This window comes from Methanolobus sp. (assembly GCF_030682845.1).
Taxonomy (GTDB): domain Archaea; phylum Halobacteriota; class Methanosarcinia; order Methanosarcinales; family Methanosarcinaceae; genus Methanolobus.
The window spans coordinates 1-9791 of the sequence record NZ_JAUXNK010000062.1 but is presented as its reverse complement, the minus strand read 5'-3'; the positions used below and the strand labels follow the sequence as shown (position 1 = coordinate 9791).

At 43.8% G+C, this 9791-nt stretch carries 15 protein-coding genes; 2 read left to right on the top strand and 13 right to left on the bottom strand.

Annotation, left to right across the window (positions count from 1 at the left end):
- Positions 1 to 149: 149 nt before the first annotated feature.
- From Q8J68_RS07270 to Q8J68_RS07250, 5 genes are all read right to left on the bottom strand, one after another.
- Positions 150 to 425 carry a hypothetical protein gene (locus Q8J68_RS07270; RefSeq protein WP_305310856.1) on the bottom strand — a complete coding sequence of 92 codons (276 nt, stop codon included), beginning with the start codon at positions 423 to 425 and terminating at the stop codon, positions 150 to 152.
- Positions 426 to 784: 359 nt separating this feature from the next.
- Positions 785 to 1048, bottom strand: a complete 264-nt coding sequence (locus Q8J68_RS07265) for a type II toxin-antitoxin system RelE/ParE family toxin (protein WP_305310855.1) — start codon at positions 1046 to 1048, stop codon at positions 785 to 787.
- Positions 1045 to 1197 (bottom strand): DUF2683 family protein, encoded by a 153-nt coding sequence (locus tag Q8J68_RS07260; RefSeq protein ID WP_305310854.1) that lies wholly within the window; start codon positions 1195 to 1197, stop codon positions 1045 to 1047. Before Q8J68_RS07260 ends, Q8J68_RS07265 begins: the two co-directional genes overlap by 4 nt.
- A gap of 191 nt (positions 1198 to 1388) precedes the next feature.
- Entirely contained in the window at positions 1389 to 1697 is a 309-nt protein-coding gene (locus Q8J68_RS07255) for a B12-binding domain-containing protein (RefSeq protein ID WP_305310853.1), read from the bottom strand.
- Between the two features lie 68 nt (positions 1698 to 1765).
- Complete coding sequence (locus Q8J68_RS07250) at positions 1766 to 2191, bottom strand: hypothetical protein (protein WP_305310852.1); 426 nt, start codon at positions 2189 to 2191, stop codon at positions 1766 to 1768.
- A 287-nt stretch (positions 2192 to 2478) separates the two neighbouring features.
- On the opposite strand from Q8J68_RS07250, the gene Q8J68_RS07245 reads away from it, so the two are divergent.
- Complete coding sequence (locus tag Q8J68_RS07245; protein WP_305310851.1) at positions 2479 to 3279, top strand: alpha/beta fold hydrolase; 801 nt, start codon at positions 2479 to 2481, stop codon at positions 3277 to 3279.
- A gap of 111 nt (positions 3280 to 3390) precedes the next feature.
- Here Q8J68_RS07245 and Q8J68_RS07240 read toward each other — a convergent pair whose 3' ends face one another.
- From Q8J68_RS07240 to Q8J68_RS07210, 7 genes are all read right to left on the bottom strand, one after another.
- A complete protein-coding gene (locus Q8J68_RS07240; protein ID WP_305310850.1) occupies positions 3391 to 3852 on the bottom strand; it encodes a YbhB/YbcL family Raf kinase inhibitor-like protein in 462 nt (153 codons plus the stop codon).
- A 16-nt stretch (positions 3853 to 3868) separates the two neighbouring features.
- A complete protein-coding gene (locus tag Q8J68_RS07235; protein WP_305310849.1) occupies positions 3869 to 4504 on the bottom strand; it encodes a phosphoribosyltransferase in 636 nt (211 codons plus the stop codon).
- A gap of 33 nt (positions 4505 to 4537) precedes the next feature.
- Positions 4538 to 5236: an SDR family NAD(P)-dependent oxidoreductase gene (locus tag Q8J68_RS07230; RefSeq protein WP_305310848.1), complete on the bottom strand. Its 699-nt coding sequence runs from the start codon at positions 5234 to 5236 to the stop codon at positions 4538 to 4540.
- A 27-nt stretch (positions 5237 to 5263) separates the two neighbouring features.
- On the bottom strand, positions 5264 to 5620 hold the full coding sequence (locus tag Q8J68_RS07225; protein ID WP_305310847.1) for a cupredoxin family copper-binding protein: 357 nt from the start codon (positions 5618 to 5620) through the stop codon (positions 5264 to 5266).
- A gap of 96 nt (positions 5621 to 5716) precedes the next feature.
- The gene (locus Q8J68_RS07220; RefSeq protein ID WP_305310846.1) at positions 5717 to 6526 is read right to left on the bottom strand and encodes a plastocyanin/azurin family copper-binding protein; all 810 of its coding nucleotides are present in this window, start codon (positions 6524 to 6526) and stop codon (positions 5717 to 5719) included.
- A 171-nt stretch (positions 6527 to 6697) separates the two neighbouring features.
- Positions 6698 to 6877: a hypothetical protein gene (locus Q8J68_RS07215; RefSeq protein ID WP_305310845.1), complete on the bottom strand. Its 180-nt coding sequence runs from the start codon at positions 6875 to 6877 to the stop codon at positions 6698 to 6700.
- Between the two features lie 407 nt (positions 6878 to 7284).
- Positions 7285 to 7908 carry a diacylglycerol/polyprenol kinase family protein gene (locus Q8J68_RS07210; protein WP_305310844.1) on the bottom strand — a complete coding sequence of 208 codons (624 nt, stop codon included), beginning with the start codon at positions 7906 to 7908 and terminating at the stop codon, positions 7285 to 7287.
- A gap of 212 nt (positions 7909 to 8120) precedes the next feature.
- Between Q8J68_RS07210 and Q8J68_RS07205 the strand changes: the two genes are divergently transcribed.
- Complete coding sequence (locus Q8J68_RS07205; protein ID WP_305310843.1) at positions 8121 to 9134, top strand: YkgJ family cysteine cluster protein; 1014 nt, start codon at positions 8121 to 8123, stop codon at positions 9132 to 9134.
- 249 nt (positions 9135 to 9383) lie between these two features.
- On the opposite strand, the gene Q8J68_RS07200 is transcribed toward Q8J68_RS07205, so the two are convergent.
- The coding region (locus tag Q8J68_RS07200) for a hypothetical protein (protein WP_305310842.1) at positions 9384 to 9791 on the bottom strand (408 nt) is incomplete at its 5' end.

Genomic DNA, 9791 nt, shown 5'->3' with positions numbered 1-9791 from the left:
GGGAAGAGATTGATTGGAATGATTTGGTGGTGTAGGTTGATTTCATCGAGATATATATTGCAGAAAGTACCTATAACTGTTGTTGATAAAATGAAATACAAGGAATGAATGAAAGGAAGAAATCACCAAACAAAGGAACTTTAATTTTGCTAAAATTTTGGATTTTTATTATAACCTTTATTATGATCATTTGATTGGAATTTTCTTATGAGTTTGAATTCCATATGATATACTTCTTCTATAGACGCTGTTTCAGATTCCCATAGAATTTCTTTCCTTATCGTAAAATCACGTTTTTGTTCTCTGGTGAAATCCTTTTCAACAAGTTCACGATTTGGGCTTCCAAAATATAGAATATCATCTGTTCTATCCTGCCCAATGTATATCTTGCCATTAGGATATGTTATTTTGTAAATAACGTTCATACAAACACATCATGAATAAACACTATAAGATCTTATTGTATCTTAATCTGTACTGCCCATTAAAGGAGAAACTTCCAATATCTTTTAAAAACGATTTTTCGTTATATGCAAAATATGATTTTTCGGAGTATGGCTTAATCGGGGAAAAAATCTTCCGTTTAGGTAGACTAATCGGAAGTTATGAATAACTTAAATCATCCAAGAGAGCCCCGGCGAAGCCGGCACCTTCCTGCAAGATGACAAAAATAATCTGCAAACATCATCCCTTAAAACAGGTCCTAAAACAGAATACCTGCTTTTAAGTTTTATCTTTACTCTCAATTGAGATACTCATGGATGATTGGCAGAGTAGAATCAAATCACTTGTAGGCTTTGTCATGATGAGTGAATTTTAAAAGAGTAAGAGTGTTATTGGTGTCATCAATTTCATATATTAGAACAAAATGCCCGACATGGACCCTGCAATAGCCTTTTAACACGTTGCGTAGAGGTTTACCACATTCAGGATTTTCAAGGATACTAATGACAGTCTTGTGAATGCGAGTGGAAAGAGCGGGGTCCTTCTTGAGGATGGCTTTGGCATCTTTCTCAAAAGTAGGTGATATAATTATGTCATAAGTCATTTTTTAAGATGATCAAATAAATCATCTGCTGTTTTGAACTTGATTCCTTTCCCATCTTTAACGTCTTGTATACTCTGCTCCACTTCTTTAATGAAGTCAGGATTAAATCGTTCTTCAGCAGGATAAGATGCCTCCTTGGTTCCAGCCATCTTTTTACCACTGAGTTTGCGCATGGAAGTATGAGCGTTTCTCATAGTAGGGTATTCTTGGATTGCAGGTATATAAGAATGTTGAGAGAAGATTGTAAAGTTAACAGAACCATTAGAAAAGAATATTTGATATGGAGGGAGGGAGGTTTCGCATTAAAGCGAAACCTCTGGATGGAAAGTTTATAGGGAGATCACACTTCTACGATGATGTTGCCAAAACAGCACATCTCGTTTTTTGAACCCTTCAGCAGCGGTGTGAGGGTAGAGATACCTGACTCAACGATCCGGGATGCTGCAAACATTTGGGGCAACTGGCACCTGCCTTCTTCAAAAAGGTCACCAAAGAATCTCATGCCTTCGATGAAGCCACGTTCTATAAGCTGCACAGGGTCCACACCTGCTTCGATGGCTTCGAGTGCTATTTCCTCAACTGCGCTCTCATTGAGATCAATGACAGCGTTCTTTGCCCTGTTAATGATCTTTTCCTTTATAGGGTCCATATTATTCACCTTTGTCCAGTCGTTCTTTATTCAGCATTCTTCACTCGTTTATAGTCGGATTATCACAATTATGCAATTATGCCAAAATCCAGCGTCAGGGACAGGAATATAGCTATCAGCGAGAACACGATGATCACCAGGTAGTTCAGGCGTTCCTTTGACAGCGAAATACTCCTTACTATGTACTCGAGCCCTTCATAATCGTTTTCGTTCAAGGGCCTCCGTTCTTCCACCTTCCGGAGCAGTTCCAGATCATTCAGGACACCCACACGCCGAGTTGCAATGCGGTATCTGTGGGCGAAGAAGACGAAGTAGCCAATGACACCCAGGTAGAAGAAAGCTTTTGACATCAGCCCGCTGTAATGGTCTGCGATGATTACCATCCTGATGAAGATAGCTGATATAATGCCCAGCCAGAAATAGAACTGGACAGTCCTGAGGCTGTTAGCTCTTGGGATATAGATATCCATTGTATTTGATGCCAAATCAGTCATTATTACCCTTCTGCCTGTGTTCCTGCGATTTTTTGTTCTTTTGATATTCAACTGCCCTTATCTGATGATTCAAGCGAGTCACTAAATTTTGAGTAACCAGAATCCTACTACCTATTTTATAATATATAAAATTAACTACACGAAAAAAAGCATGACATTTCGAACCCCATCACATGTGTGCAGTTACAGACATTCCTTAACCGGTTGTCAGAACATGAACTGCGCTATTTTAGATTCATAAAATAGATAAAGCAAAAAATGAACTCATTTATGAGACGGGATTGTACATGCATGAAGTTGAAATCGGCGGATTACGCATTGCTTTTGAACGAATGGGCGATGGAGTGCCCATCATACTCCTTCACGGTGCTCTCAGCGACAGCCGTACATGGCGCAGGCAGCTTGAGGAGTTATCCGATGAGTTCACAGTGGTGGCCTGGGATGCACCCGGCTGTGGCCGTTCGGCAGATCCACCGGAGACTTTCCGCCTGCCTGATTTTGCAGACTGCCTTGCTGCACTTATTGAGAAAATCGGCATAGTAAAACCTAGTATCCTAGGCCTGTCATTCGGTTCCGGACTTGCACTTGAACTCTACCGCCGCCATCCAGGCATCCCAAGATCCCTCATACTGGCTTCGGCTTATGCCGGGTGGAAAGGATCCCTTCCGCCCGATGTCGTAGAAGAACGCCTGCTTCAGGGGCTCCAGCAATCGGAATTGTCGCCTGGACAGGTCGTTGAGATTTGGATGCCGACACTATTCACCAGATCGGTACCTTCCGAAGTGGTCAGTGAAAGCGCAGCAATCATTTCCGAATTCCATCCTGCAGGAATGAGATCAATGCTATTTGCCTTCGCTGAAGCTGATCTTCGTGACGTGCTTCCAACTATCGAGGTACCTACACTGCTGCTCTACGGTGAAGCCGATCAGCGCTCTCCCCTCGAAATTGCCAGGAACATGCATGCCATGATTCCAAGATCGAGGCTTGTAATCATTCCAGGCGTCGGCCATGAGAGCAACCTTGAGGCGCCAGAGATTTTCAACACAGAAGTACGCAGCTTTCTTCGGGAAATCAGCAATAAGCCTTAATTCGATGTTTCGAAAGAATAAATTCTCTGCATGTGTCAGGTTTTACTCTGATGTGCCAACCCTGCTGTTTTGCAGCCCCTTTGAACAAACGCCTTTAATAAATGACGGTTTTTAGCCTTTTTCCTTGAAATCCGAAAGCTTCCGCGACCTTCTATACTCTCCCATGAGCTCACCCCTGGCAAGTATATGGGGCTGCATCGCATCTTCAATCTGATTCCTGCCTGTCCCTGTTATAAAGTCCAGCCGGGTCTCAAGGGCATATGCCATGAAGTAATATTGATGCGTGCCTTCAGAAGGGCATGGACCACAATAGGATATCCTATTAAAGTCGTTCACACCCTCCACTCCCGGAACTGTGTTCTCATCTATCCCTTCAACAAAGTCGATGTTCCATACTATCCAGTGATTCATTGTGCCTGAGGAGGAATCAACACCATCAACTATCACGACAATGCTAACTGTGGATGAAGGTACGTCATCGAAATCCAATGGGGGGTTGATATTCTCCCCGTCACATGTATATCTGGCAGGAATCATTTCCCCCTGCTTAAAAGCGCTGCTTGTAACAATCATCTATTTCACTCACCTTTCATTTATATCCACAGCCTTTTTCCAGAATTTCCAGTACCTCCGCGTCCGAAACATCGTACCAGTTACTGTAAACCTGAGCAACGGCCATGAAATTTGCAGGGGTTTCCAGAACCACGAGCTCGTCGACCATCCGGGAGACTTCCTCCAAAACCCTCCTGCCGGCGACAGGCACGGCAACAACGATCTTCCCGGCTGTCTTTTTCCTGCACATCATTATGGATGCCATCATTGTGGAACCCATTGCAAGGCCGTCATCAATCAGTATGACCGTCCTGCCGGCGATCTCCGGCAAGGGCCTGCCTCCCCTCAAAACCTGTACTCTCCTGCGTATTTCCTGTGACTGCTCATTTGTTATCCGGTCAATCTCCTCCCGGGGCAGCCACATTGCCGCATCCTCGATAATAAAGACACTACCATCCTCGGCTATAGCCCCGAATCCCACTTCAGGATTGTCGGGGAACGGCAGTTTCCTTGTCACCAGCAGTGAAAATTGTGCATGCAGGTATTCTGCCACTTTGCAACCTACCTCCACGCCACCCCGGGGTATGGCAAGCACCAGTACATCCTCACCCCGGTATTTTTCTAATTCACGGGCAAGTTTCTCACCAGCATCCTTCCTGTCCCTGAATATCATTCATACCTCAAAAAGATAAAACCCACTCTTTCCTTAACCACGTCCATATACTGTAACACAGGAGCCTGAAGTAACTCTTGATCCTGGAAGACACAGCTCCACGATTTTGGCGGCCACATCTTCCGGTTTGAGGGATGGCTCATCATTATACAAAGAACGGTACATACCTGTATCGACGCTCCCGGGACAGACCGCATATACTCCAATCTTTCCTGAAACTTCCTGAGCCAGCGACTCGGTCAGGCCGATGACTGCAAACTTTGATGCAGAGTATACTGAAAGTTCTCTAATCCCGGTTTTGCCTGCATCTGATGAAAGATTTATGACTTTGCCCTGGCCTTCCCTGAGCATATGGGGCAGGGTATGTTTCGTGCAAAGGAATAAGCCCCTTACATTGACATCCATTATATTATCGAATTCCCCGGCGCTGGTTTCAATCAGGGATTTCCTTACAGCCACTCCGGCGTTATTCACAAGGATATCTATTCTTCCGAATTGTTTAGTTGATTCAGACACCAAGCCAATGACATCTGACTCCTTCCTGATATCTGCCCGGATGGCCAGTGAATTACTGCCCATGCTCTCAACTTCTTCACGCACAGCTTCTAGCTCATCCGGACTCCGTGAGGTTGCAATGATATCTGCACCTTCCCTTGCCAGCGCGAGGCATGTGGCCCTTCCGATGCCCCTGCCTCCCCCTGTCACAAGAACTACCCGGCCCTTAAGTTTCAATTGATTCCACCTTTCAATTTTAAATATTCACTCTACTACTGTCACAGTACCGATCATACCGGGATGTATCGTGCAGGAATAGCCAAAGATGCCTTCCTGTTGGTAGGTATAGCTGAAAGTTTCACCTGGCCCGAAATCACCTGAATCAAAGGCACCATTATCCGCAGTCACTGTGTGGGTTACTCTGTCATTATTTGTCCAGGTGACCGTATCCCCCACTGAAACCCTGATATCCTGAGGCAGGAAGCGATAATTTTGCATAATGACTTCTGTAGTTTCAACTTCTCCAGGCGGCCGGCTCTCCATTGGTGACAGGTAATCCGTGCACCCGGAGATCAAAGCAACCGCTGCGATCAGCATAAAGATAAAAAGTAATCTTCTCATGATTCTCCCCATATAAGATAGAGTAAGCATAATTAATAGCATTGCCGGAAGTAATGATATTTAAGAACCTCAGACAAAAAGTAATGGTAAAGAGACTCAGCCTGTTACAATGATCTGCCCCGTTGTCTGGTAAGGATGCACAGTACACATGTAATAATAGGTGCCTGCTTGTGTGAATGTGTGACTGTAGGATTCTCCCTGCGCGAGCGCCCCGGACCTGAACATTCCACCATCTATTGTATGAATGGCTGAATCCACATTGGTCCACCTTACTGAATCTCCCACTGCAATGGTGACCGAGGCCGGATCAAAGCTGAAATCCCTGATCTCCACATCTGTTACCGGATAAGGTGTGCCTGTTATATACGCGGTATAAATGTAGTCGTTACGCGCCTCGACCGAATGGCAGCTCTGGCATGACTCCACCCTTCCCTCGACTATAACTTCTCCTTCGGGAGTGTAAGCAGCCCAAAACCAATCGTTATGGTCAGGGTCATAACCTTCCACCTTATACCGGACACCTATTTCCCTGAGCTGACGATCAGCGTCATAACTTTCCCTCACCACCATGCTTCCGTAGGGCAAGGTGCCTGCCCGGTTCTTGATGGCAGGTACTGCATTCTCTGATACGTACGTAGTTAACAGCGGGCCATGAATACTGACGCTTGAATACACTTCATCTTTCAAAGGCCATATATCCCATTCCAGGTAGTTGTTCTCTTCAGTTATGTAATTATATACCTCACTGCCTTGCGGCTCAGGGAGGTCAGCCTGCACAGGATCAGGATCAACAGGCGGCACTTCCGGACTGTCAATGCCTGGCTCGCCTTCATCCTGTGCAGCGGTACATCCAATAGCTAAGAATACGGACATCAGAACCAAAAAGACTATTATTTCATTTCTCATTAACAAACCCCATTAATAACATTGAGCAAATGAATAGAAATACCTTTATGTCGCAAATGAACCTGCAATGAACTTATTAAAAACTGTAATAAGCATAGATGAAAACAGCAAGGCTAAAATAAAATCAGAAAGTCTCAAATCCAAATACAGAAAAGAAATTATTAAAAAGGATCAGGTTTCAAGTATATCAAGCGGTCTTTTCAGGAAGGCTTTGGTCATTCCCTGTTCATCTACATCGCCTGAGAACTTAACCAGTTCCCAACCATCAACGCCAAGTTCGTTCAAATCCTCTTTCATCAGGTCCCATTCGCCAAAGCGAACTGACTTTACTTCATATTCCCATGATGTCATGCTTATTTACCTCTAATGTTTTCCGAAAAGTTTGTTTTCGTATATAATATCCTATACCACCGGCATATAAATAACTTTTCAAAAAACTAATTTGCGAGAAAAACAAGTTAACTTGATTTAATGCGGTACTGTACAAATTGAGGACACTGGATTAATTTAGTGAATTAAATTTTAATGCCGTCAAAATATACGTAGTGACATGATTTTAAGAGGCTTTTGAATAAATTGAGTCTGCTAAAAAATAAACAAGGGTCAATTTAAATAAAACAGACTCCAATTACTTATTGCGGGTTATGGGAGTGGCTTAACAGAGATATTGGGGAATATCTCGGATTCGCAAGGAGAGAGGCACCCTAAAGCGTGGTGGTTTCCGGGTGCCTCACCATACTAAATTTATGTTTTCTATTTTATACTAGGGTTTTTATGTATAAGAACGTTTCCACCACAAATCCTGAAAAGACGGGAATCGTCAGATTGTCATCTATATTCACAAAGAGGGTTTCCACAAGGGTTGCTGTAAATGCCATTAGCAGTGCAAGAGGCAGGCTTGACAGGAAGACATACCCGATTAAAAGATCAACTATAAATTCAGCGGTACATCCTTCTACAGACTTCCCGCTGCTAAGGAACCGATGTTTTCCAATTTTTCTGCCAACAAGCGCTGCACTCATGTCTCCGAACGTGGTCATCAATATAGCAGCATAAGCTACTTCTTTACTGAACACCGCAACAGCAATGAGAGCACCTAATGTAAAAAATACATGGGAGCCGATATTTGCGGCTTCTTTCCGGCGAAAGAGATACTTGACAAATGGAATCTCCAGTCCCCTGTCAAGACGCAGGTGCTCGATAACCAGAATAAGTACAAGATATGATATAAGCAAGGTAAGGACAGCCTGCCTGCCATAAAAGGCGTAGACCAGCACTATCAGTAAGGATGTAAGATGAATACCCTTGCGAAGGAGTTCTTTGACAAAGGAATACTCGGCCACGGGGGTATAATCTGTGTTGCGAGTATTTAAAAGAACCATATCGAGCAAAAGGTCATGTGAAAGGCTTAAATGTTCGAATGCACATCTACTGCAGAATTAGCAGCTGTTTCTAAAATATGGAGATCTTAATTTATCGACAGTAATTGTAAAATCGGCATCGTCGAGAATACTAATAGAAGTATTGCCGGTGTCGTGTTTTTCAGGGGATGTTTAGTATAACCACCGAAATAGACTATGCTCTACTTGAAGGAATGGATTTTAAATGCCTGGAAGGTTGCGGCTTTTGCTGCACTTTTCCGGCAGAGGTAAGGGAATGCGAGCCGGGTTTCAATGCTATACTGAAAATAGACAGGAACGGGGTTAAAAAATGGGTGACTACAGACCCTTATTTTTGCAATGTCTATACGATGAGACAGCACCAGGAAAGAGGGGCCTGCATCTTCCTCAGGGAGGATCGCAGATGCGGCATATATCCGGTTCGTTCTCTCCTGTGCAGGATATTCCCGATAAAGATCTTTTTCGGGCAACGAATCCAGTTGTATACAAGCCAGGTCTGCAGAGGATTTTCACAGGATAGCAATTCCAATGTCCTTTGTCTTAAGGGAAAAGAGATAATGGAGCAGCTACCGGCCCAAATGAAAGAGGAGATGACACTAAAGGCCAGGGAGATGTATGACTCCTTGCCTGGAAAGCTGTCAGATTGCATATCCCCCAGCGTCCTGCAGACTAGATCACTGGAACATGTAAACTGTATGGATATCAGTAATGAGATAGTTACTCAAAGGGACAAGGATGACTTTACATCCCAGCTCTCCTCTGAAGAATTCATTAATCTGCCGACATACCTTACAGCGGATATGCAATGGCTTGTTTTCAGGCTGAATGGCAGACTATTGGAAAGAATAAAACTGGAGCGCACAGGCGAAATAGAAACCACCGGTAACATCGATTACTCCTTTTTGTCACTTAGGCCCTTGTCTGCGGATGCTGCCAATGCCTTAAGGAAGTATCTTGAAATAATCGTGAAAAGAGATCATTTTGCAGGAGTGATATACCTGCATGCCCTGGAGCAGGAAAGGAACGTGCCACTCATTGATCTTGTGACCACTTACATTGATGGTATTGCTGCATCCCTCCTGTTAAGAGCAAATCTGCTCGCGGCTTTTGAGGGACATGATATAATAGATGCAGATGTGATTAAGGAAGCAATAATCTTCTCGGACGGATACCTGGCTACCGAGCCAAGTTATGGACTCATATTGTAAAAGTAAATTGAACAAGCGGCCATGTTAATTCTATGAACAAAACATATTTCTGGATCAAGAATGATTCGTTTATCTCTTAAGATATCCATAGAGTTTTACTCATTGAATCAGCCTTTTAGTTTATACCCTGTCCGCAGCACAGGATAGAGGACTCTTTCCTCATATATGAACAAAGTCCTCTGGTCTGCATAAGAGATTCTTCTGAGCCGCTTAAGATAGCCTCCTCGAACAATTCATAACCATATCATTTTAGCTCTGTAATGTGACGACTAAATCAGCCTCGGTTTCATTCTCTGGCACAGTATCATCTACAGGTTCTGAACTCGTTGCTTCGCAGAATCCAATAGTGATCCATGCACTGTCATCGCCCATCTCGCCGATGTTCTGGATATCTGTTGCAATAATATGACCCTCATCATTTGGAGGCAGCTCCCCGTCCCATTCATCCGTAAAGGTTATTGTTATCGGACCGGTCATATTCCCAGTTTCAGATACTGTTATCTCAGTGATGAAATCTCCAAAACCGTGGTCTTCCATATCCATCATTACAGTGATCATTGTAATGAAGTCCCCGAATGGATTATCGTTGATCTCTCCCCCAGCCTCTGCAAATTCAAACTCGTTTCCTTCAGCATCAGTCACACTTTCGATCTGATC